The organism is Methylobacterium ajmalii, assembly GCF_016613415.1.
Lineage (GTDB): Bacteria > Pseudomonadota > Alphaproteobacteria > Rhizobiales > Beijerinckiaceae > Methylobacterium > Methylobacterium ajmalii.
Genome location: NZ_JACWCT010000037.1, coordinates 39,222 through 60,778 on the forward strand (window position 1 = coordinate 39,222; position 21,557 = coordinate 60,778).

Below are 21,557 nucleotides of genomic sequence, written 5' to 3' on the forward strand. Positions count from 1 at the left end.
CAGCGATCAGCCTTTGGTGCCGGCGCACAGCCGGCTCCAGTGCTGCGCATGCACCGTGCCGATGATGCCCGAGGCCCAGGCCAGGCGGCAATCCGGCATCAGGGGCGCGTTGTGGCTCTCGAGGTGGTAGGTGCCCCGCTGCGAGCCGCGCAGGATCTTCTTCAGGTAGCGGTGCCCCTCGACCGTGGCGACCGCAGCGTAGAGGTCGAGCAGCCGGTCCGGGCTCTCACCGGCCTCGGCGCAGAGCACCACGTCGTCGGGCTCGTATTTCGGGTACATCGACAGGCCGGCGACCCGGAATGCCGCGGTGCCCGGCGGGACCCCGAACGGCACCGTGATGCGGAAGAGGTCGCCCCCCGGCCCGAGCTGCTCGTCGCCGGTCTCGATCAGGCCGCCGGCGCTGATCAACCCCTTCACTCCCACGACCTGCCCGCCCTCCGCGGATGCCTCACCCGCCTCGTCGTCGCCGAACAGGAGGCCCTTGGCGGTGACCTCGACGCCGTCGCGGCGGAAACGCGCGGCGTAGCGCTCGGCGTCGTCCTGGCCGATCGTCCGGGTCCCGGCCTCGTGCGCCCGGTAGGTGCTCTCCGGCCACGTATTCTGCAGCGCGGCATCCCGCGCCGAGCGATAGCCGGCGGCCAGCCGCGCCTGCCGCAATCGCTCTCCCTGGGCGGTCCGCACCCGGTTCTCTCCCAGCTTGATCACCTCAGCGACCGCTCCCGACACTTGAGGTATTGAGAAGGATCACTACATCATGTAATGATCCTCATCGCAAGGCATGCCCGATGCCCATGCCGGGTCCGGCGAGCAGCGCTGTTCGCGCCTGCTCTCCTTCCCCCCGCACCCTACCCCGAAGCCGGTCTTGCGCCGTCCCCTCGTTGCGGGAGTTTCCCGATGGTCCACCGTTTCCTCGCCGTCCTCCGCGGACCGCCCGATCGGGGAGCCGGCGGCCAATCGCCGCGATCCCGGGTCGCCGCGGGAGCCGGGCGGAGTCCCGGGCGCGATGGTGCTCGCCTCGCGGCTCGCGCCGGTGCAGGAGAAGCGCATGAAGGTTGCCCTGATCGTGCTCTGGACCCTCGCGGCGGGGGTCGGCCTGTTCCTGATGGTCCGCTCGCGGATCGTGACCGCGACCGCGGCAATGACGCGGGATGCCGCCGAGGATCCCGGGTCCGAGAGTCCGCCGGATCCTCCCCGCGATCCGTCCGGCCCGGCCTGAACCGCGCCGCCCGCCGGCATCCGGGGAGGGCGGCATGACCAAGGGCAAGCGCCGCATCGCCCGCCGCCGGCGGGAGGCCCTGGCGCATGACCGGCCCCCGGTGGATCGGGCGGTCGAGATCCGGCGTCGCCGCCGTCGGCGGGTCCGCCCGGCCCGGATCGTACTCTGCGCCGACCGGGTCTGGCTCGTCGCCGAGACGAGGCCGCGCTGGGCCGCGCGCGCGGCCCGCGATCTCGAAGCGATCGGTATCGCCGCCTTCGATCCGCGGGAGGAGATCGAGCTGACCTCGCCCTCGGGCCATCGCCGCACCGCCCGGGTGCCTCTCCTTCACCGCCTGGTCTTCGTCGGCCTGCGCGACGATGCCGACCTCGCCCGGGTCGAGGCGCATCCGGGCGTCGACCGTGTCCTGTTTCGCGACGGCCGCGCCGTCGTGATCGCACCCGCCGTGCTCCAGGGCTTCGCCGACGCGATCACCGGGCACGGCCGCAAGGATGGACGGGAGGGTGATGACGCGGACGGTGGCGACGCGGAGGCGGTCGCGGCACTCCTGTTCGCTCTCGGCGACGGCGTGCGGGTGGCGACGGGTCCCCTCGCGGCGCTCAGCGGCACGGTGGAGGGGATCGACCCCGCCCGTCGGCGCTACCGGGTCGCCCTGTCGCTCTTCGGACGCGAGACGCCGGTGGTGCTCGACGAGGACCGGATCGTGCGGGAGCCGGACGATCGCGCCTGACCCGGGCCGTGGGCCGTCGCAGTCCCTGGATTCCGGTCGACCGTCCGGCGGTCGGACGATCTCACGGGGATAACGGCGATAGCCCGGCGAAACCGCGCCGCGTCGCGACCGATGTTCCACGCGCTCGTGCAGATGCGACAGCCACGATCCCGCAAGGGGAGGCCCCGCCTTGGGAAACGTTCGTGCGCGGGGCCCGAGACGGGCAGCGCGACGCAGGTCCGGGAGCCGTCCACCGGACCGCGACACCCCGACCTGGAGCGGCAGCCCTCCGCCGGCTCACTGGGTTCGCCCCCCCGGGGACGGGAGGGCTCGGGCGCAGAAGTATTCCAATCGACGTGCGACCGCCGCTCAGTACTCGTCGTCGTCCTCGTCCTGCTCGCCCTTGCGCATCGGCTTGAGGCGGGCGAACACCGAATCGGCATCGAGGCGCTCGTCGCCACGGCCGGGGCGGCGCTCGTCGTGGTCCTCGGGCTCGGGCATGACCGAGAGCTCGGGCGGCATCAGGGTGGCGCCGCCCTCGGCGGCATCGACCACCGGACGGTCCTTGGCGGCGCGCTGGACCTCGAAGTCGAGGTCGATCTGCGAGCACAGGCCCAGCGTCACCGGGTCCATGGGCTGCAGCGAGCCGGAATTCCAGTGGGTGCGCTCGCGGATCTGCTGGATCGTCGCCTTGGTGGTGCCGACGAGGCGCATCACCTGCGCGTCCTTCAGCTCCGGGTGGTTGCGCAGCAGCCACAGGATGGCGTTCGGCCGGTCCTGGCGGCGCGACAGCGGGGTGTAGCGCGGGCCCTTGGTGCGTTTGACCTCAGGCAGCTTCACCTTGGACACCGCCACCTTCATGCGGTGGTTCGGATTGGTCTGCGCCCGCTCGATCTCCTCGCGGGTGAGCTGGCCGGTCGAGACCGGGTCGAGCCCCTTGATGCCGGCCGCCACCTCGCCGTCGGCGATGCCCTTCACCTCGAGGGGGTGGAGCTTGCAGAAGTCGGCGATCTGATCGAAGGACAGCGACGTGTTCTCGACGAGCCAGACGGCCGTCGCCTTCGGCATCAACGGACCCTGGGACATACACACCTCCTCGGGGCGCTCCCGCCCGGCGGAAGCGCGGCGGCCGCTCCCTCGGGAGGCGGCCTTGCGACACGGGCCCCTCGGCGGCGACAGGGCGCCCGGGGCGGAGCCTTTCGGCCCCGCCGGCGTCCCGGGATGATCGGGACGGCCTGTCTCACGCTGTGAGGGAATCGCCCGATATATAGGCGCGTCGCCGGCCCGGTGCAAACCGGTTTCGCGGGGGACGTGCGGGCATTCGGACCGACTTTCGGGCCCGGATCATCTTGCGCCCGCCGGACGAGGCCGGCGGGCGTCGCGGCGCGATCAGGCGAACAGGCTCGAGACGCTCGACTCGTCGGCGGTGCGCCCGATCGCCTCGCCGAGCAGCGGCGCGATGGTCACGACCCGGATGTTGCGGGCGAGCTTGACCGCGGCGGTCGGCTGGATCGAGTCGGTGATCACCAGCTCCTTGAGCTTCGAGGAGGCGATGCGCGACACCGCCCCCCCCGAGAGCACGCCGTGGGTGATGTAGGCCGAGACGTCCTTGGCGCCCTTGGCGAGCAGGGCCTCGGCGGCGTTGACGAGGGTGCCGCCGGAATCGACGATGTCGTCGACGAGGATGCAGGAGCGGCCCTCGACCTCGCCGATGATGTTCATGACCTCGGACTCGCCGGGCCGGTCGCGGCGCTTGTCGACGATGGCCAGCGGCGCGTCGATGCGCTTGGCGAGCGCGCGGGCGCGGACCACGCCGCCGACGTCGGGCGACACCACCATCATGTCGGCGGGGTCCATCCGCTCCTTGATGTCGCGCACCATCACGGGGGCGGCGAACAGGTTGTCGGTCGGGATGTCGAAGAAGCCCTGGATCTGGCCGGCATGCAGGTCGAGGGTCATCACCCGGTCGGCGCCGGCCTCGGTGATGAGGTTGGCGACGAGCTTGGCCGAGATCGGGGTCCGGCCCGAGGTGCGCCGGTCCTGGCGGGCATAGCCGAAATACGGGATCACGGCGGTGATGCGCCGCGCCGAGGAGCGCCGCGCGGCGTCGATCATGATGAGCAGTTCCATCAGGTGATCGTTGGCCGGGAACGAGGTCGACTGGACGATGTACACGTCCTCGCCGCGCACGTTCTCCTGGAGCTCGACGAAGATCTCCATGTCGGCGAAGCGGCGCACGGAGCAGACCGCCAGCGGCTTCTCGAGATAGGCCGCGATCGCCTCGGCCAGCGGGCGGCTCGCATTGCCGGCGACGATCTTGATCGAGGATTTCATCGTGCTTCCATCGTGGCCCGCGCCGCGAGCCCCGGCGCTGCCGCGCGGTGCCCTCGTAGAGACCGCGCGCGCCGGGGTGAGGGGAGGGATCGCATCGCGCGGCGCGCGAATGCGGGCCCCTCGCGCGGCGATGCTCTCATGTGTGACGGGCGAGGCTCTTACCAGTGCCGGGATATCGTCACAATGCTTTCATGTGCGCCGGCATGCGCAAGTCCCCGCGTTTCACATGCGCGGTGACTGCATGCCTGGACGCAAGCATTCGCCTCAGGGCTGCAGCAGCCGGTGGAGATGCACGATGAAGTAGCGCGTCTGGGCGCTGTCGACCGTCTGCTGCGCCTTCGCCTTCCAGGCCATGGCGGCGCTGGCGTAGTCGGGGAAGATGCCGACCACGTCGAGCTTCGAGAGGTCGCGGAAGGTAACGCTGTCGAGGTCGGTCAGCTCGCCACCGAACACCAGGTGGAGGAGCTGCTTGGGCTCCTGGGAGCTGGCAGGAGTGTTGCCCGGGTTGCTCATGCGCCTCGTCTCCGCGTGCCGCGATGATGCCGCCCATCCGGTCCGACGGACGACGCCCGCCCCGTGGGCAGGCGTCGAGCGGCGTCGCAAACGCGGGGTTCCGCGTCAAGCCGGATCATGGTGCGGCGCACGCGGCCGGGCCCCGCGCGCCGCCAGGATCCGTGACGACGCCCTCATGCGGCGTCGAGGGTCGGCAGAAGCCGCCCTCAGGCGGCGTCGAGAGAGGGATAGTCGATGTAGCCCTCGGGCCCCTGGCTGTACCAGGTCTTGTAGTTGTCCTTGTTGAGGGGAGCGCCCTTGGCGATCCGCTCCGGCAGGTCGGGGTTGGCGATGAAGGTGCGGCCGAACGCGATCGCGTCGGCGCGGCCCTCGTCGAGGGCGGCCTGTCCCTTCGGGCCGTCGTAGTCCGAATTCAGCACCAGCGGCCCGCGGAAGGCGGCCTTGATGGCGGGCGCCACCGCCGGGCGGGCGGCCTTGCCGAAGGTGCCGTTCGGGCCCGGCTCGCGCAGCTCCAGGAAGGCGACGCCGATCTGCGAGAGCGCAGCGGCGGCGGCCGGGAACAGCGCCTCGGGCTCGGGATCGTCGACGCCCTGGATCGGCTCGTTCGGCGACAGGCGCACGCCGGTGCGGTCGGCCCCGACGGTATCGGCCACGGTACGGGCGACCTCGGACAGCAGCCGGATGCGGTTCTCCACGGGACCGCCGTAGCGGTCCTGGCGCAGGTTGGTGCCCGAGCGCAGGAACTGGTCGATCAGGTAGCCGTTCGCGGCGTGGATCTGCACCCCGTCGAAACCGGCCTCGACCGCGTTGCGGGCGGCCTTGGCATAATCGGCGAGCAGCCGCGGGATCTCGTCCTCGCGCAGGGGCCGCGCCTCGGCGTAGGGCTTCTTGCCCTCGTAGGTGTGGGCCTGGTCGGGCGCCGTGGTGGCGGAGGCCGAAACCGGCGCCTGCCCGCCGAGGAAGTCGGGATGGACCACCCGGCCCATGTGCCAGAGCTGCGCGACGATGCGCCCGCCGGCCTCGTGAACCGCGGCGACCACCGGCTTCCAGGCCTCGACCTGCTCAGGGCTCCACAGGCCCGGGGCGAAGGGCCAGCCGGTGCCTTCCTGCGAGATGCCGGTCGCCTCGCTGATGATCAGGCCGGCGCTGGCGCGCTGGCGGTAGTATTCCGCCATGATCGGGGTCGGGACGTGGGTCCGCGAGGCGCGGCCACGGGTCAGCGGCGCCATCAGGATGCGGTTCGGAGCCTGGATGGCGCCGAGCTGGATCGGGTCGAACAGGGAGGTCACGTGGGCTCGTCTCCGGATCGAGCCCGGCTTCAAGGGCCGGGCGATACACGGGTGATGTGGGTGCTGCAGCGCAGCGGACCAGGGCCGGAGCGGGCCGCCCGGACCGCGATGTGCGCTGCCTCACGTCCCGGGACGGATTAAGTGTCTCTCACAAAACTCCCGATCACTGCCTCGGCTTGTTGTGGCAGCGACATTGCGTCGGGAGTTTTGTGAGGTGCACTAAACCGGGCCGGGGCTCACGACCTGTCCATCTGCTCCTTGGCGTCCGACACCGCCTTCATGCAGCCGGCCTCGTCGCCCTTCTTGTCGAGCTCGCGGGCGCGATTGAGGCTGGCGCGGGCCTCCATCACGCCGGTGCCGCCGCCGCTCGCCTTGGCGACGTCGGCGATCGACTTGGTCTCGGCGGAGCCGGGCTCCGGGCCCTTCGGGAGGGCGGAGGGGCTGGTACCCTTCTCGGTCGCCGCCTCGGCCTGGGCCTCGCGCCGCGCCGCCACTTCCTTGCCGCCGCTCGACGCCGCGATGGTCTCGCGGCCCTTGGCGTCGAGGCGCGGCTCCAGGGACGAGATCTCGGTGCCGCAGGCGCCGGCGAAGGCCGGGCCGGCGAGACCGGCCAGCAGGCCGGCGGCGAGGACGAGCTTCATGGCGGATCTCTCTCCCTTTGCGCGAGCCGTGGCGGGCACCGAACCTCGGCGCGTCCGGCTCATCGTCGCGAACACCCGCCCGGGGGCGGGGGTTCCCCACGGGGCTCGGGCGGACGGGAAAAACCGGCAGAAAAAAGGGCCGCCTCCCGGCGGGAAGCGGCCCTGGTCGTCCGATTCCACGGGGCTAGGGTGCCCCGCGGGTTCTCCGGCTCACGCGCTCAGCTTGTCGCGCATCGGCAGCTGGCGGATGCGCCGGCCGGTCGCCGCGAAGATCGCGTTGGCGATGGCCGGCGCCACCGGCGGCACGCCGGGCTCGCCGACGCCGCCGAGCGGCTTGTCCCAGCCACCGCCCTGCACGAGGTGCACGTTGATGATCTTGGGCGCCTCGTTGATCCGGGTCAGCTCGTAGGTGTCGTAGTTGTCCTGGACGGCGCGGCCGTTCTTGAAGGTGATCTGGGCGGTGAGCGCGAGGCCCATGCCCATCACCACGGCGCCTTCCAGCTGCGAGCGCGCCCGCTCCGGGTTGACCTGCTGGCCGCTGTCGATGGCGATGTCGACCCGCTCGACGGTGACCTCGCCCTTCGGCCCGACCGAGACCTCGGCCACGGCAGCCGTGTAGCTGACGAAGCTGTAATGCGCGGCGATGCCGAGGCCACGGCCCTTGTCGACCTTGCGGCCCCAACCGGCGCCCTTCGCCACCGTCTCGATCACGTTGCGCAGGCGCCCGGTATCGAACGGATAGCGCGAGGGATCCTCGCCGTAGTTCCAGGCGTCGCCGAGCTTGACCGGGTCGATGATCCGGGCCGGGCCGATGACGTCGAGGAGGTAGTCCTTCGGGTCGCGGCCGGCCATGTGGGCGAGCTCGTTGATGAAGGACTGCACCGCGAAGGCCCGCGGGATGTTCGACACCGAGCGGAACCAGCCGATGCGGACATGCGCGTCGGCGGGCGGGTTCTCCATCCGCATGTTGGGGATGGCGAACGGCACGTTGACGAGGCCCATCCCGAGCTCGATCGGGATCTGCTCCTTGGCGCCGGCCACGAAGGTCGAGCCGATGGTCGGGGCCGCGCTGCGGTGCAGCCAGGCGACCGGCATGCCCTTGTCGTCGAGGCCGGCCTCCAGCCGCTCCACCGAGACGGTGTGGTAGTAGCCGTGGTGGAGGTCGTCCTCGCGGGTCCAGGTCAGCTTGACCGGGGCGCCGTCCATCGCCTTCGAGCAGAGCGCCGCCTCGACGAAGTAGTCGGGCTTCGACTTGCGGCCGAAGCCGCCGCCGAGCAGCGTCACGTTCACCGTGACGGCCTTCGGGTCGACCCCGAGGCGCTTGGCGATGCGGTCGCGGGCGGCCTGCGGGGACTGCACGCAGCCCCAGGCCTCGATCGCGCCGTCCTTGGCGATCCTGACGGTCGCGGCCGGCGGCTCCATCGGGGCCTGGACGAGGTGGGGGATGTAGTACTCGGCCTCGAGGCGCTTCACCGCCTTCTTCATCGCCGCGTCGACGTCGCCCTCCTGGCGCACCACCTTGCCGGGCTTGCGCACGGCCTCTTCCAGGGTGGCCCGGTAGGCGTCGGAATCGTAACTGGCGTTCGGCCCGTCCTCGAAGGTCGGGTTCAGGGCCTCGCGGCCCTTGATCGCCGCCCAGGTGTTGCGGGCGATGACCGCGACGCCGCCGGTCGGCATGAACTCGTAGGGCGGGGCCGGGGGATCGATGGTCACGACCTTGACGACGCCCGGCACCTTCAGGGCGGCGGCCTCGTCGAAGCTCTTGACCTTGCCGCCGAAGACCGGCGGACGGGCGACCACGGCGTAGAGCATCCCCTCGACGCGGGTATCGAGGCCGTACTGCGCCTTGCCGGTGGTGATGCCGACATTGTCGATCAGGCCGACGCGGCCCTTGCCGATGTAGCGGAAGGCCGACGGGTCCTTGAGCGTCACCGTCGCGCGGTCGGGCACCGGCATGGAGGCCGCGGCCTGCGCCACCTCGCCGAAACCGATCCGGCGGCCGGACTTGGCGTGGACGAGGGCGTGGTTCTCCGCCGTCACCTCGGCGGCCGGCACGTTCCACTGCTTGGCGGCGGCGGCGACCAGCATCGTGCGGGCGGCGGCACCGGCGCGGCGCATCGGCATGAAGAAGTGCCGGAGCGAACGCGAGCCGTCGGTGTCCTGGTTGCCGAAGCGCTCCTCGTCGCCGTGCGCCTGGACGACCTTGACCTTGGCCCAGTCGGCCTCGAGCTCGTCGGCGATGACGAAGGCCACCGAGGTGCGAACCCCCTGGCCCATCTCGGCGCGGATGCAGGTGACCGTGACGGTGCCGTCCGGGGCGATCGCCACGAACAGGGTCGGGTCGTCGCGCCAGCCATGCGGCATGCCGTCGGCGCCGAATTTCGGCGGGTCGGCGGCGAGCGCGCCTTGGGGCTTGAGCGACAGGGCGAGCACCAGGGCGCCGGCGCCCGCCAGCAGGCCGCGGCGGCTGAGCTGGCCGGGCGAGGCCTTCTCGATCGCGGAAACCGGCTCGTCGGCCGGGGCGGCGGTCATGAAGGAGAGGTCGTGAATCACAGGCGATCTCCCTGGCCGGCCTTCGGGGTCAGCCCCGCCGCCTGCTTGATGGCGGCGCGGATGCGCGGATAGGTGCCGCAGCGGCACAGGTTGCCGCTCATCTGGTTGTCGATGTCGGCATCGGTCGGCTTCGGGGTCTCCTTGAGGAGCGCCGCCGCCTGCATGATCTGCCCGGTCTGGCAGTAGCCGCACTGCGCCACGTTCAGCTCGCGCCAGGCCGCCTGGACCGGGTGGTTGCCGTCCGGAGACAGGCCCTCGATCGTCACGACCGGCTGGCCGTCCGCGGCCGAGACCGGGGTCTGGCAGGCCCGCATCGCGGTGCCGCCGACATGGATGGTGCAGGCGCCGCAGGCCGCGACGCCGCAGCCGAACTTGGTGCCCGTCAGGCCGAGCTCGTCCCGCAGGTACCACAGGAGCGGCATTTCGGGGTCGCCGTCGAAGCGGCGCTCCTCCCCGTTCACGTTGAGCTTGATCATCGTCGCCCTCCGGCTTCGGGAGGCTTGCCGGCGCCCCGCGGACACGATTCCGGTCGCGGCGCCGCCTCCCTCTCGTCGATTGCGGTCTCGCGGCGCCCCGGCCCCCCGGACCGGACCGCGCCGCTCTCCTCCCTCACGCCGTGCGTGCGGCGTGCGTTCCTGCATCTTGGACGCCCCGCCCCGGGATGCATCCCGCCGGCCGACGCGTCGGAAGCCCCGCACCACGCCCGAACATGAGAATGATTTAAGGCTAGGGATGGGTAACCCGGACCGGCGCGTGTCGGCAAGCCGCCTGCTCACCGTCAGGTTGCCGCGGCGAACCGGTGCAACGCCTTGCCGGGAGTTCGATTTTCGTGTATCGGGCCGATCTCCGGTCGTCCCATGCCGGGATGCCGCGTGCCGGGCCTGCGCCCGTCCGCACCGCGCCCCGGCTGGGACCTTCGGAGCACACGTTTCTGCCCGTCGATCATGCGCCGGCCCGCGTCCCGTTTCGGGGCGCGGCGGTTCCGAGACATCTCTCGGGACTCCGGCGGGCGGAAGCGGCCCGTCGATACGAGCCGCCGGCGCCGTCCCCCCGGATAGGGTGGGGCGAAAAGGAGCATAGATGTCCGCAGGTTTGCAAGGCGCCTCGTCGAGCCGCGAAGATTTCGCCGCCCTTCTGGAAGAGTCGTTCCGCGAGCACGAGATCACGGAAGGTTCCGTGGTCAAGGGCCGCGTGGTGGCGATCGAGAAGGACGTCGCCGTCATCGACATCGGGGCGAAGACCGAGGGCCGCGTCGCCCTCAAGGAGTTCACGGGCCCCGGCCGTGACCAGCCGATCGGCGTCGGCGACGAGGTCGAGGTCTACGTCGACCGCATCGAGAACGCCCTCGGCGAAGCCGTCATCTCGCGCGACAAGGCGCGCCGCGAGGAGAGCTGGGTCAAGCTCGAGAAGGCGTTCGAGAACAACGAGCGCGTCAGCGGCACGATCTTCAACCAGGTCAAGGGCGGCTACACCGTCGACCTCGACGGCGCCGTGGCGTTCCTGCCGCGCTCGCAGGTCGACATCCGTCCGGTCCGCGACGTCACCCCGCTGATGGGCACGCCGCAGCCGTTCCAGATCCTCAAGATGGACCGCCGCCGCGGCAACATCGTGGTGTCGCGTCGTACCGTGCTCGAGGAGAGCCGGGCCGAGCAGCGCTCCGAGCTGGTGGCCAACCTCGAAGAGGGTCAGGTCATCGACGGCGTGGTCAAGAACATCACCGAGTACGGTGCGTTCGTCGACCTCGGCGGCATCGACGGCCTGCTGCACGTCACCGACATGGCGTGGCGCCGCGTCAACCACCCGTCCGAGGTGGTCAACATCGGTCAGACCGTCAAGGTCAAGATCATCAAGATCAACCACGAGACGCACCGCATCTCGCTCGGCATCAAGCAGCTGCTCGCCGATCCGTGGGAGGGCATCGCCGCCCGCTACCCGGTCGACGCCAAGCTCAAGGGCCGCGTGACCAACATCACCGACTACGGCGCCTTCGTGGAGCTGGAGCCGGGGATCGAGGGCCTGATCCACGTCTCGGAGATGAGCTGGACCAAGAAGAACGTCCATCCGGGCAAGATCGTCTCCACCTCCCAGGAGGTCGAGGTCCAGATCCTGGAAGTCGATCCGGTCAAGCGCCGCATCTCGCTCGGTCTCAAGCAGACCCTGCAGAACCCGTGGGAGGCCTTCTCCGAGAAGCACCCGGCCGGCACCGAGGTCGAGGGCGAGGTCAAGAACAAGACCGAGTTCGGTCTGTTCATCGGCCTCGAGGGCGACGTCGACGGCATGGTCCACCTCTCGGACCTCGACTGGAACCGTCCGGGCGAGCAGGTCATCGACGAGTTCAAGAAGGGCGACGTGGTGCGCGCCCAGGTTCTCGACGTCGACGTCGAGAAGGAGCGCATCTCGCTCGGCATCAAGCAGCTCGCCGGCGACCCCTTCGCCGATGCCGGTGACGGCATCCGCAAGAACCAGGTCGTCACCTGCGAGGTGCTCGAGGTCAAGGACTCGGGCATCGAGGTCAAGATCGTCGATTCCGATCTCCAGGCCTTCATCCGCCGCGCCGACCTCGCCCGCGAGCGCAACGACCAGCGCCCCGAGCGCTTCGCCGCCGGCGAGAAGCTCGACGCCCGCGTGACGCAGTTCGACCGCAAGGCCCGCCGCGTCCAGCTCTCCATCAAGGCCCTCGAGATGGCCGAGGAGAAGGAGGCGATCGCCCAGTTCGGCTCCGCCGATTCGGGCGCCTCGCTCGGCGACATCCTCGGCGCGGCCCTCAAGGCCCGCCAGGCCGACAAGAAGTAAGGGACCCGTCCGGGCCACGAAGGCCCGGACACCCCTCGACGATTCGGACGCCCGCGCGGAGCAGCCCTCCGCGCGGGCGTCCTCATGTCGGCTTTCTCCCGAGCGGGGAGGGGGATGCCGCCAATCCCGCTCTTGCCGCTGCGCGACGGCCGGGGGTAGAACACGCCGGGAGCGAGGTGCGCCAAGGACTTGCAGGGGAAACCCCTGCCGGGCGGGCGCACCCGGAGGTCGGACCAGGATACGGGCGCCGCATGGCCATCGATGCTGAACTTCTCCTCGACCGGCGTTCCTTGCGCCGGAAGCTGTCGGTCTGGCGCGCGGTCGGGATCGGGGCGCTGATCGTCGCCGCCGGTGCGGTCGGCTGGCGGGCGGCCGGGGGCACGGGGTTCTCCGCCGTCACCCCGCAGATCGCCCGCATCAGCATCGACGGCTTCATCGCCGGCAGCGAGAAGACCCGCGAGCTGATGAAGCGCGTGGGCGAGTCGAGCGCGGTCTCGGGCGTCGTCGTCGCGATCAACTCGCCGGGCGGCACCACCACCGGCTCGGAAGAGCTCTTCCGCAACCTGCGCACGCTGGCCGAGAAGAAGCCGATCGTCGCCTTCGTGGACGGTACGGCGGCGTCCGGCGCCTACATCACGGCGATCGCCGCCGATCACATCGTCGCCCGCGAGACCTCCCTCGTCGGCTCGATCGGCGTGCTGTTCCAGTACCCCGAGGTTTCCGGGCTCCTCGACAAGGTCGGGGTCAAGGTCGAGGAGGTGAAGTCCTCGCCGCTCAAGGCCGAGCCGAGCGGCTTCCACCCGACCCCGCCCGCCGCCCGCGAGGCCCTGCAGGCGATCGTCGGCGACACCTTCGGCTGGTTCAAGGACCTGGTGGCCGAGCGCCGCAAGATGAACCCCGACCAGATCAAGGCGGTGGCGGACGGCCGGGTGTTCAGCGGCCGCCAGAGCGTGCCGCTCGGCCTGATCGACGAGACCGGCAACGAGCGCCAGGCCATCGCCTGGCTCGAGCGCGAGAAGGGCGTGGCCAAGAACCTGCCGGTGCGGGACTGGAAGCCGCGCTCCGACAACCGCTTCGGCCTGTTCTCGGCCGCCGCCGCCGGCGCGGGCCTGCTGGGCTACGACGAGCTCGCCGCCAGGCTGCAGCAGGCCGGTTCCGAGACGGCCGCCCTGTCGCAGGGCGGGCTCCTCGCGGTCTGGCGCCCGTAAGGACCCTCACCGAGACGCGACCCCGCGCATCTCCCCGGCCGGCCCCGCCTCAGTCGAGACGATACTCCATGATCAAGTCAGAGCTGGTCCTCAAGATCGCCGAGCAGAACCCGCACCTCTACCAGCGCGACGTCGAGAACATCGTCAACGCGATCCTCGACACGATCGCCGACGCCCTGGCGCGGGGCGACCGGGTCGAACTGCGGGGCTTCGGTGCGTTCTCGGTCAAGCGCCGGGAGGCGCGGCGGGGCCGCAACCCGCGCACCGGCGCCGCCGTGGCGGTGGCCGAGAAGGCGATTCCCGTCTTCAAGACCGGCAAGGAGATGCGGCTGCGCCTGAACGCCGCCGGGATCGGCGCCGACGAGCCGAGCCGGGCCGAGGCCGCCCTGGGCTGACCGGGCCGCGGCGCCCCCCTGGCGCCGGCGCGCCCGCGCGTTACAATTTTGTTCGACGGGGCTCCCTCCGGCGGTCCCGCCCCCTTCCGCATCACCGACGAAAGACCGGGTTTTTCGATGATCCGCTTCCTCAAGGGCCTGATCCTGCTGCCCATCGCGATCGTGGTCGTGCTGCTGGCGGTGGCCAACCGCCAGCCGGTGATGCTCTCCTTCGATCCGTTCACCAACGGCACGCCGGCCTTCAGCCTGCAGATGCCGCTCTACGCGCTGATCTTCGCCGCGGTGGCGCTCGGCGTCGTCGTGGGCGGCGTCGGCTCCTGGCTCGGCCAGGGCGACAACCGCCGCGACCGCCGCGCCAAGGGCCGCGAGCTGTCCCGCCTGCGCCAAGAGGCCGAGCGCCTGCGCCAGGCCGCCCCGGCCCCGGCCACGATCGGCCGCACCGCCCTGCCGGCCCCGGTCGGCCGCGCCTGACCATGCGGTGGATCGGCGAGGGCGAGATCGACGCGGCGCTCGACCACGCCCGCCTGGCCGACGCGCTCGCCACCGCCTTCCGAGCCGGCGCCACGGTACCGACGCGCCACCATCACCCGATCGAGACCGCCCCCGACGGGGCCTCGCTTCTGCTGATGCCGGCCTGGACCGCCGACTATGTCGGCATCAAGATCCTGACCCTGTTTCCGGGCAACCGGGCGAACGGGCTCGACACGATCCAGGGCGGGGTCCTGCTCTGCGGTGGCCGCGACGGCCGGCCGCTGGCGCTCCTCGACGGCGCCCGCCTGACCGTGTGGCGCACCGCCGCCGCCTCGGCGCTCGCCGCCCGCCACCTCGCCCGGCCGGACGCCGCCCGGATGGTGATGGTGGGGGCGGGTGCCCTCGCCCCCTATCTGGTGCGGGCGCACGCGGCCGCGCGGCCGATCCGCCGCGTCGCGGTCTGGAACCGCCGGCCCGAGGGCGCGCGGCGACTCGCCGAGATCCTCGCCGCCGAGGGGTTCGACGCCGAGCCGGTGACCGATCTCGCGGCGGCGGTCGGGGAGGCGGATCTCGTCTCCTGCGCCACCCTGTCGACCGAGCCGCTGGTGCGGGGCGAGTGGTTGCGGCCCGGCACCCATCTCGACCTCGTCGGCGCCTTCACGCCGGCGATGCGCGAGGCCGACGACGCGGCCTTGCGGCGCGGTCCGCTCTACGTCGACACGCCCGACGCCCTCAAGAAGGGCGGCGACGTGGCGGTGGCGATCGCGTCCGGCGCGCTCGCCCCCGAGACGGTGACGGGCGACCTCGCCGCCCTGTGCCGGGGCGAGGCGCCCGGACGAGCCTCACCGGACGAGATCACGGTGTTCAAGTCGGTCGGCGCCGCGATCGAGGACCTCGCCGCGGCCATCGCGGTCTGGGAGAGCCCGGCGCCGTCGGCGTGAGCGCGCAACACCCGTGCGGGCGGGCGCCCGACGCCCTATAATCGGGGCATGTCGCCCGCACCCTTCCTCGTCAAGATCTGTGGTCTCAGCACGCCCGAGACGGTCGAGGCCGCCCTGGCAGCAGGGGCCGACCAGATCGGCCTCGTCCACTTTCCCAAGAGCCCGCGCCACGTCGACCTCGACCACGGTGCCGCCCTGTCGCGACAGGCCCTCGGCCGGACCGAGCGGGTGGTGCTGCTGGTCGATCCCGACGACGCCCTCGTCGCGGCGGCGGTGGCGGCGCTCCGTCCCGACTGGCTCCAGCTCCACGGCAGCGAGAGCCCCGAGCGGGTGGCGGTGCTTCGCGCGCGGACCGGGCTCCCGGTGATGAAGGCGCTCGGCATCGCCACCGCCGACGATCTTGCCCGCGCCGCCCGCTACCGCGGCATCGCCGACCGGCTGCTCTTCGACGCCAAGCCGGCGCCAGGCGCGGTCCTGCCCGGGGGCAACGGCCACGCCTTCGACTGGTCGCTGCTGGCCGGTGCCGGCCGGGACGATCCGTTCATGCTCTCGGGCGGCCTGACGCCCGACACGGTGGCCGACGCCGTGGCGATCACGGCCGCCCGGGCGGTCGACGTGTCGTCGGGCGTCGAGTCGAGCCCCGGCCGCAAGGATCCCGAGCGCATCGCCGCCTTCGTGTCGGCCGCCAAAGCCGCCGCAGGCACGAACGGGTCCGCCGCGCGGGTCGCCGGGGGTGCGACCGCACCAGAAATTGCCCCTGCGGCGCGAAGGGCGTAAGCCCCGCCGACACAGTTCTTTCGCGAATCCCTCCAGAGGCAGAGCTCCCGCCGTGACCGCTCCCCAGAATCCGAACTCGTTCCGCACCGGCCCCGACGAGCGCGGCCGCTTCGGCATCTTCGGCGGCCGTTTCGTCGCCGAGACCCTGATGCCGAACATCCTCGCCCTGGAGGAGGCCTACGCCGCCGCCAAGGCCGACCCGGCCTTCCAGGCCGAGATGAACGGCTACCTCACCCATTACGTCGGCCGGCCGAGCCCGCTCTATTACGCGGAGCGCCTGTCCCAGCACCTCGGCGGCGCGAAGATCTTCTTCAAGCGCGAGGAACTGAACCACACCGGCTCGCACAAGGTGAACAACGTGCTGGGCCAGATCATGCTCGCCCGGCGCATGGGCAAGCCGCGGATCATCGCCGAGACCGGCGCCGGCCAGCACGGCGTCGCCACCGCGACCCTGTGCGCCCGCTTCGGCCTCAAATGCGTCGTCTACATGGGCGCGGTCGACGTCGAGCGGCAGAAGCCGAACGTCTTCCGGATGAAGATGCTGGGCGCCGAGGTCATCCCGGTCGAGTCCGGCACCCGCACCCTCAAGGACGCGATGAACGAGGCCCTGCGCGACTGGGTCACCAACGTCGCCGACACCTTCTACTGCATCGGCACGGTGGCCGGCCCGCATCCCTATCCGGCGATGGTGCGCGACTTCCAGTCGATCATCGGCGTCGAGACCAAGGCGCAGATGCTGGAGATGGAGGGCCGCCTGCCGGACTCGCTCGTCGCCTGCATCGGCGGCGGCTCGAACGCCATGGGGCTGTTCCACCCCTTCCTCGACGATCGCGAGGTCGCGATCTACGGCGTCGAGGCGGCCGGCCACGGCGTGTCGAGCGGCCTGCACGCGGCCTCGCTCACCGGCGGCAAGCCGGGCGTGCTGCACGGCAACCGCACCTACCTCCTGATGGACGGCGACGGCCAGATCGCCGACGCGCACTCGATCTCCGCCGGCCTCGACTACCCGGGCATCGGCCCCGAGCACGCCTGGCTGCACGAGATGGGCCGCGTCACCTACCTGTCGGCGACCGATACGGAGACCCTGGAGGCCTTCCGGCTCTGCTCGCTGATGGAAGGCATCATCCCGGCCCTCGAGCCCGCCCACGCCCTCGCCAAGGTCGCCGAGCTCGCCCCGAGCCTGCCGCGCGACCACCTGATGGTCGTCAACCTCTCGGGCCGCGGCGACAAGGACATCCCCCAGGTCGCCGAGATCCTCGGCGACGCCCTCTGATCCGCCCGCGCCGCGCCCTGGATGGCGCGGCGCAAAAAGGCCTGCGACGGTTCCTTGACAGCCCCGCCGGCCTCCCCCTATACCGCCGCCATCGCAGCGGCGCACACGGACCGGCCGCAGCGGGGCGGAGTAGCTCAGTTGGTCAGAGCAGAGGAATCATAATCCTTGTGTCGGGGGTTCAAATCCCTCCTCCGCTACCAAAAACCTTCTGCCTGAACAGGCACTTAGAGCCGAGGCCCTGGACTTCCCGTCCGGGGCTTTTTGCTGTTCGGGCGGAACTCGGGCGGACTTTTCTGCACGCTTGCCGTCCGCGCCGCCCGAATTGGACGCTCGGGCGGGGCGTGAGAGGCCAGGCTCTCATCCCGCGTTGCGAGTGCCAAGCGCCGGGCTCGCGCCTCATCCGTGTCGCCACCACAGCCACGCGGCCGCGGCCGCCAGGCCGATCCCGACGGCGGCGAGCCTCCCCCACGCGTAGCGCTCCCGCAGGGGGAGGGTCCGGATCCGGTCGCGCTCCTGCCGGTCGTATTCGTCCGCAGCCCGCCATCCCATTGCCGTTCTCCCGCGCACCACCCGGAGGAGGGCATGCGGGCTGCTGGCGGCGCAAGCGCGAGGCGCGGTGAATTTTCCCTTACGACGGCCCTTGAAAGTACCGCAGATTGCGGTATCTTCAACTCACCGGCAGCGACGCCGAGGCCTCCCGGGGCGATCCGGGCCGAAGATGGAGACGACCATGACCGTGCGCATCACCGCCGCCACCCTCGCCAACAACGCCACCATCGAGCGCGCCCTCAACGACGTGCTGACGCAGGACGAGCTCGACACCGCGATCGCCGAGATCGCCAGCCTCAGCTACCCTGCCGAGACCGTCTCGGACGGCATCAACCTGCCCGGTCTGAGCTCGGACGCGATCGCCGTCCTCGGCGACGGCTCCGTTCTCGCTTCTGGCGAGGAGACGGTGATCTACGGCCGCTCCTACCGGGCCCTGGTCGTCTACCTCACCGACGAAGAGAGCGTCGGCGTCATGAGCGCCCAGCTCCAGTCCGAGATCTGGGAAGCCAGCCAGGCCGCCGAGGCCTGAGGCCAATCCGCCGGGGGCACCGCCTCCGGCAACCCTGATCCACGATGGCTCCCCGAGCTCCGTGCCGACCGGCGCGGGGCTCGTTGGCGAGTGAACCGGGAGAGCGTCTGTGAGCTGGATCGTCCGCCTGCGCGCCCAAGAGGGCGACATCCTGGAGAACGCGAGCTACGGCACGCCTTCGGCGGCCATGTCGGCCTATCGCGCCCTGCTTGGTCGCCAGGAGCTCGTCGGGCAGCACATGGCGGCCGTCTTCAAGCCGCCCCGTGGGCTGGTCACGCAGAGCAACACCTCGACCTGGTTCTCGCGCTTCGACCGCGAGCTCGGTGCCGGTCGGATCGGGCCCGACGACCCGCGCCTCGACCCCTACGCCGACGAGACCACCGCCGCCTCGGTGGCCAACACCCCACTGGGCCCCTTGCCGGAGCCCATCGATTGGGAGGCGGATCCGCGCCCGTTCGCCGAGGTCTGCAAGGCCTGGGCGAAGGCGGTCGGGAGCCGGGACGCCGCGGCCCACTGGCTGCGGGTCTCCCGCAAGACCTTCGACGGCTGGTGCGACGGCCGGGGCGCCTCGCAGGAGAAGATGGCCCGGCGCCTGATGACGCTGACCGATCGGCTGGCCTGATATCCGCACCCGCCTGGGCTTGCCCCGGTCCCCGGCCGGCCCGAGGATGCCTTCCTGCAGGGAGGGAGACATGGGCGATCTGCGGGAGGCTGTGAGGCAGGGGACGCTGACGCGGATGAAGGAGGCCCTCGCCGACGTGGACGCCCGGCTGGAGGGCCTTCGCGCCGACCGCGCCCGATTGGCCGCGTCGATATCGGAGGTGGAGGGGCGGCCCCCCGTCCAGGATGAAACCCTCCTCGCGGCGGTCCGCCTGCGCGCCGACGGCGCACTCGTCGTCTCCGCCCCGGGGACGTCCCTGACCCGCATCGTCGCCATCCGGGAGAAGCGCGCTCGCGCCGCGGCGCAGAAGGTTGCCGAGCTCGTCGAGGAGGCCCTCGTTGAGTGGGATCGCCAGGAGGATCCGGGAATTTCGGAAACGGATTAAGAAAGAACCGCGTAAGTGTCTTATTCTGTTTCCGAAATCCGGCCCTCGAGGGTTCGGAATCCTGACCTGGATGCGTACGAATCGGGGGAACCCCGAAAACTGGACGGTAGGGCAGGCCGTGCCATGGTGCCTGCAGACCAGGATACCCTCTCTTCTTCGAGCATCACCAGTGCCTCCAAGCCGAAGTCCGTACTCTGTGCGAGGCGAACACGGAGATCACCGACATTGAGCTCAAGCGCTCGACCCGCGTTCAGCAGATCAGGAAGGCGATTTTGGAACGCCTATGCTTCCCGCCAGTGTGGGAACTAGACATGTCAGCTGCCTCCATGCTTGAGGCAGCCGGCCGCGATCGCGGCCCGGTCAGACCCCGGAAGGTTTCGGTTCGGTGCGGGGGACGCGACGCCGGCCAGGAATGGCGACAGCCGTCACGGGCCGGTCGGAACGCCGGCGGGTCACCCGTTTTCGCGGGGCGCGCAGGGTTATCGGGAGAGCTTTCCGGGCTGGGTCCGCCCGAGCATCAGCTTCGAGGGCGGGATGGGGCTCCGGCACCGGGCAGGAAGCGCATGGAGCGGCGTCGAGGCGTAGGGAAACAGATACAGAACCGCAGGGTTCGGCGTCAACGCGGCCCGAGCACTTAGGTAGCGCGCGATCGCGTATCGGTGGATAGCGTGGATCACTCGAAAAAGCTCAATGTCGTGAACGATTTCGTAACCTCAAGGTGAACCCGCCACCGGCTCGCTTCGACGTGCGCGGCCATTATCGATCCTGTGAACGGGTCCTAAGGCGGATGCGAACGCGCGGCGAGCCGAACGCGGCGCCGAGTTCGTGAGAACGTTGCTCGACGGCCAGACGTCGCCGGCAACTATAGGTTGGGGATCCGATCCGAGCGCTAGGTGACGGCATAGCTTCGGGCTCCGTATAATCCGGCTTACGATTCGCAGGGTTCCCACCCTCGCGAAGCCCCTCACCGGACCCTCCACGTCGATGTTCGAGCCCTACCAGTCGCGTCCGCTCTCGATCGGAACCGCCTCCGTCCGGCACGCCCATCGAACATCCGAGCTTCGCTCGTTCCGTCCGTACCCCAGCCGTCCCGTGGCCTTCTGAAACTTGCAGGCACCTATGGCACCGTCGCTACGGAATGGCCGAGGATCCAACATGGGTAGGGGCAACCGAGACCGCCTGGTGAAACACCGTTTCGGTCGGATCGCCCAGCGTCGCGCCGAGCGCAAGGCACGCAGGTCGATCCGAATCTTTGAGCGGGAGCCGGAACACCGGCCAACCGGTATCGTGGCGATCGACTTGTTCTGCGGCGCCGGCGGCCTGACCTATGGCCTGAAGAACGTCGGAGTAGACGTTCGCCTGGGCGTCGATTTGGATGCTGCTTGCGAGTATCCGTACTCGGATAACAATAAAGTTGATTTTCTTAAAATTTCCGTAGCCGATCTGACCGGAGATAGCCTGAAGCAAATATTCGGCGACAATCCGTACAGGCTATTGGCAGGCTGTGCCCCGTGTCAGCCTTTCTCGTCATACCGACAGGCTCACAAATCTTCGGAGGATGAGCGATGGAACCTGCTGTCCGAGTTCGGGCGTCTGGTCTTCGAGTCCGGCGCCAATCTCGTCACCATGGAGAACGTCCCTCAGCTGGAACGCGAGAGCGTCTTCGAGGACTTCGTCAGGTCGCTGGAGGATGCCGGGTTCGAGGTGAGGCATCAGGTCGTCGAGTGCGTGCGTTACGGCGTGCCCCAGAGCAGAAGGCGTCTCGTTCTGCTGGCGTCGAAGCTTGGCCCGATCGAGCTCCTCCCGCCCGACGTGAACGCCGAGTTGGCGGTTCGGGACGTGATCGGCCATCTTCCCAAGCTGAGCGCCGGAGAGGCCGATGCCGAAGACCCGCTGCACGTTTCGGCGGGTCTGTCGGCGTTGAACCTCACCCGCATTCGAGCTTCCAGGCCCGGGGGGTCTTGGAAGGATTGGCCTCCGTCGCTCGTCGCCAAGTGCCACTCCAAGGCCACGGGAAAAACCTATCCCGGCGTCTACGGTCGAATGTCGTGGAGTGAACCGTCGCCCACGATCACCACCCAATACTACGGCTTCGGTAGCGGGCGTTTCGGCCATCCCGAACAGGATCGAGCCCTGTCCTTGCGCGAGGGCGCTCTTCTGCAGAGCTTTCCGCCAGGCTATCGCTTCGTTCCCTCGGGTGCCCCCGTCGAGCTCAAGAACATCGGGCGTCTGATCGGCAACGCGGTCCCGGTCAAGCTCGGGGAAGCGATCGGCAAAAGCCTGCTCCACCACGTCACGTCGCACGCACGCCCGAGGTAGC

General features: G+C 70.4%; 21 protein-coding genes and 1 tRNA gene. 14 read left to right on the top strand and 8 right to left on the bottom strand.

Annotated features, from left to right (window positions below):
• Positions 1–6: 6 nt before the first annotated feature.
• Positions 7–705: a LexA family transcriptional regulator gene (locus HPY23_RS07125; protein ID WP_244537657.1), complete on the bottom strand. Its 699-nt coding sequence runs from the start codon at positions 703–705 to the stop codon at positions 7–9.
• A 298-nt stretch (positions 706–1,003) separates the two neighbouring features.
• Here HPY23_RS07125 and HPY23_RS07130 point away from each other — a divergent pair, with 298 nt between their 5' ends.
• Together HPY23_RS07130 and nusG are read left to right on the top strand one after the other, a co-directional pair.
• On the top strand, positions 1,004–1,216 hold the full coding sequence (locus tag HPY23_RS07130) for a hypothetical protein (RefSeq protein ID WP_060845978.1): 213 nt from the start codon (positions 1,004–1,006) through the stop codon (positions 1,214–1,216).
• 34 nt (positions 1,217–1,250) lie between these two features.
• On the top strand, positions 1,251–1,946 hold the full coding sequence (gene nusG, locus HPY23_RS07135) for a transcription termination/antitermination protein NusG (protein WP_091889424.1): 696 nt from the start codon (positions 1,251–1,253) through the stop codon (positions 1,944–1,946).
• A gap of 348 nt (positions 1,947–2,294) precedes the next feature.
• Here the strand turns inward: nusG and HPY23_RS07140 are convergent, their stop codons facing one another.
• From HPY23_RS07140 to HPY23_RS07170, 7 genes are all read right to left on the bottom strand, one after another.
• The gene (locus HPY23_RS07140; RefSeq protein ID WP_060845980.1) at positions 2,295–3,011 is read right to left on the bottom strand and encodes a DUF1013 domain-containing protein; all 717 of its coding nucleotides are present in this window, start codon (positions 3,009–3,011) and stop codon (positions 2,295–2,297) included.
• Between the two features lie 303 nt (positions 3,012–3,314).
• Entirely contained in the window at positions 3,315–4,259 is a 945-nt protein-coding gene (locus tag HPY23_RS07145; protein WP_060845981.1) for a ribose-phosphate pyrophosphokinase, read from the bottom strand.
• A gap of 264 nt (positions 4,260–4,523) precedes the next feature.
• Positions 4,524–4,772: a DUF4170 domain-containing protein gene (locus HPY23_RS07150; RefSeq protein ID WP_060845982.1), complete on the bottom strand. Its 249-nt coding sequence runs from the start codon at positions 4,770–4,772 to the stop codon at positions 4,524–4,526.
• A gap of 206 nt (positions 4,773–4,978) precedes the next feature.
• Positions 4,979–6,061 carry an alkene reductase gene (locus HPY23_RS07155; protein WP_091889426.1) on the bottom strand — a complete coding sequence of 361 codons (1,083 nt, stop codon included), beginning with the start codon at positions 6,059–6,061 and terminating at the stop codon, positions 4,979–4,981.
• Between the two features lie 236 nt (positions 6,062–6,297).
• On the bottom strand, positions 6,298–6,702 hold the full coding sequence (locus HPY23_RS07160; RefSeq protein WP_091753794.1) for a hypothetical protein: 405 nt from the start codon (positions 6,700–6,702) through the stop codon (positions 6,298–6,300).
• Between the two features lie 210 nt (positions 6,703–6,912).
• A complete protein-coding gene (locus HPY23_RS07165) occupies positions 6,913–9,234 on the bottom strand; it encodes a xanthine dehydrogenase family protein molybdopterin-binding subunit (protein WP_091889448.1) in 2,322 nt (773 codons plus the stop codon).
• 17 nt (positions 9,235–9,251) lie between these two features.
• The gene (locus HPY23_RS07170) at positions 9,252–9,731 is read right to left on the bottom strand and encodes a (2Fe-2S)-binding protein (protein ID WP_048428044.1); all 480 of its coding nucleotides are present in this window, start codon (positions 9,729–9,731) and stop codon (positions 9,252–9,254) included.
• Positions 9,732–10,335: 604 nt separating this feature from the next.
• Between HPY23_RS07170 and rpsA the strand changes: the two genes are divergently transcribed.
• The 12 genes from rpsA (at position 10,336) to HPY23_RS07230 (ending at position 21,556) form a co-directional block, all read left to right on the top strand.
• Entirely contained in the window at positions 10,336–12,048 is a 1,713-nt protein-coding gene (rpsA, locus tag HPY23_RS07175; RefSeq protein WP_048428043.1) for a 30S ribosomal protein S1, read from the top strand.
• Positions 12,049–12,299: 251 nt separating this feature from the next.
• Positions 12,300–13,256, top strand: a complete 957-nt coding sequence (gene sppA / locus HPY23_RS07180; RefSeq protein ID WP_060845985.1) for a signal peptide peptidase SppA — start codon at positions 12,300–12,302, stop codon at positions 13,254–13,256.
• A 68-nt stretch (positions 13,257–13,324) separates the two neighbouring features.
• A complete protein-coding gene (gene ihfB, locus HPY23_RS07185; RefSeq protein WP_060845986.1) occupies positions 13,325–13,651 on the top strand; it encodes an integration host factor subunit beta in 327 nt (108 codons plus the stop codon).
• Between the two features lie 117 nt (positions 13,652–13,768).
• On the top strand, positions 13,769–14,122 hold the full coding sequence (locus HPY23_RS07190; protein ID WP_060845987.1) for a lipopolysaccharide assembly protein LapA domain-containing protein: 354 nt from the start codon (positions 13,769–13,771) through the stop codon (positions 14,120–14,122).
• Between the two features lie 2 nt (positions 14,123–14,124).
• A complete protein-coding gene (lhpI, locus tag HPY23_RS07195; protein WP_091889428.1) occupies positions 14,125–15,063 on the top strand; it encodes a bifunctional Delta(1)-pyrroline-2-carboxylate/Delta(1)-piperideine-2-carboxylate reductase in 939 nt (312 codons plus the stop codon).
• A gap of 48 nt (positions 15,064–15,111) precedes the next feature.
• On the top strand, positions 15,112–15,840 hold the full coding sequence (locus tag HPY23_RS07200; RefSeq protein ID WP_091889430.1) for a phosphoribosylanthranilate isomerase: 729 nt from the start codon (positions 15,112–15,114) through the stop codon (positions 15,838–15,840).
• Positions 15,841–15,892: 52 nt separating this feature from the next.
• Positions 15,893–17,113 carry a tryptophan synthase subunit beta gene (gene trpB / locus HPY23_RS07205; protein WP_060845989.1) on the top strand — a complete coding sequence of 407 codons (1,221 nt, stop codon included), beginning with the start codon at positions 15,893–15,895 and terminating at the stop codon, positions 17,111–17,113.
• A 123-nt stretch (positions 17,114–17,236) separates the two neighbouring features.
• Positions 17,237–17,313: transfer RNA gene (locus HPY23_RS07210), tRNA-Met, on the top strand.
• 530 nt (positions 17,314–17,843) lie between these two features.
• Positions 17,844–18,191, top strand: a complete 348-nt coding sequence (locus tag HPY23_RS07215; protein WP_200602118.1) for a hypothetical protein — start codon at positions 17,844–17,846, stop codon at positions 18,189–18,191.
• A 109-nt stretch (positions 18,192–18,300) separates the two neighbouring features.
• On the top strand, positions 18,301–18,813 hold the full coding sequence (locus HPY23_RS07220) for a hypothetical protein (protein WP_200602117.1): 513 nt from the start codon (positions 18,301–18,303) through the stop codon (positions 18,811–18,813).
• Positions 18,814–18,883: 70 nt separating this feature from the next.
• On the top strand, positions 18,884–19,237 hold the full coding sequence (locus HPY23_RS07225) for a hypothetical protein (protein WP_200602116.1): 354 nt from the start codon (positions 18,884–18,886) through the stop codon (positions 19,235–19,237).
• A gap of 1,182 nt (positions 19,238–20,419) precedes the next feature.
• On the top strand, positions 20,420–21,556 hold the full coding sequence (locus HPY23_RS07230; protein WP_289052523.1) for a DNA cytosine methyltransferase: 1,137 nt from the start codon (positions 20,420–20,422) through the stop codon (positions 21,554–21,556).
• Position 21,557 lies beyond the last annotated feature (1 nt).

Bases quoted from the DNA above. Each gene is read 5' to 3' on its own strand.
- HPY23_RS07170 (WP_048428044.1), bottom strand. From the start codon at position 9,731: ATGATCAAGCTCAACGTGAACGGGGAGGAGCGCCGCTTCGACGGCGAC.
- HPY23_RS07215 (WP_200602118.1), top strand. From the start codon at position 17,844: ATGACCGTGCGCATCACCGCCGCCACCCTCGCCAACAACGCCACCATC.
- HPY23_RS07145 (WP_060845981.1), bottom strand. From the start codon at position 4,259: ATGAAATCCTCGATCAAGATCGTCGCCGGCAATGCGAGCCGCCCGCTG.
- HPY23_RS07130 (WP_060845978.1), top strand. From the start codon at position 1,004: ATGGTGCTCGCCTCGCGGCTCGCGCCGGTGCAGGAGAAGCGCATGAAG.
- HPY23_RS07190 (WP_060845987.1), top strand. From the start codon at position 13,769: ATGATCCGCTTCCTCAAGGGCCTGATCCTGCTGCCCATCGCGATCGTG.
- HPY23_RS07160 (WP_091753794.1), bottom strand. From the start codon at position 6,702: ATGAAGCTCGTCCTCGCCGCCGGCCTGCTGGCCGGTCTCGCCGGCCCG.
- sppA (WP_060845985.1), top strand. From the start codon at position 12,300: ATGGCCATCGATGCTGAACTTCTCCTCGACCGGCGTTCCTTGCGCCGG.
- rpsA (WP_048428043.1), top strand. From the start codon at position 10,336: ATGTCCGCAGGTTTGCAAGGCGCCTCGTCGAGCCGCGAAGATTTCGCC.
- HPY23_RS07225 (WP_200602116.1), top strand. From the start codon at position 18,884: ATGGGCGATCTGCGGGAGGCTGTGAGGCAGGGGACGCTGACGCGGATG.
- lhpI (WP_091889428.1), top strand. From the start codon at position 14,125: ATGCGGTGGATCGGCGAGGGCGAGATCGACGCGGCGCTCGACCACGCC.
- nusG (WP_091889424.1), top strand. From the start codon at position 1,251: ATGACCAAGGGCAAGCGCCGCATCGCCCGCCGCCGGCGGGAGGCCCTG.
- HPY23_RS07140 (WP_060845980.1), bottom strand. From the start codon at position 3,011: ATGTCCCAGGGTCCGTTGATGCCGAAGGCGACGGCCGTCTGGCTCGTC.
- ihfB (WP_060845986.1), top strand. From the start codon at position 13,325: ATGATCAAGTCAGAGCTGGTCCTCAAGATCGCCGAGCAGAACCCGCAC.
- HPY23_RS07150 (WP_060845982.1), bottom strand. From the start codon at position 4,772: ATGAGCAACCCGGGCAACACTCCTGCCAGCTCCCAGGAGCCCAAGCAG.
- HPY23_RS07165 (WP_091889448.1), bottom strand. From the start codon at position 9,234: ATGACCGCCGCCCCGGCCGACGAGCCGGTTTCCGCGATCGAGAAGGCC.
- HPY23_RS07200 (WP_091889430.1), top strand. From the start codon at position 15,112: ATGTCGCCCGCACCCTTCCTCGTCAAGATCTGTGGTCTCAGCACGCCC.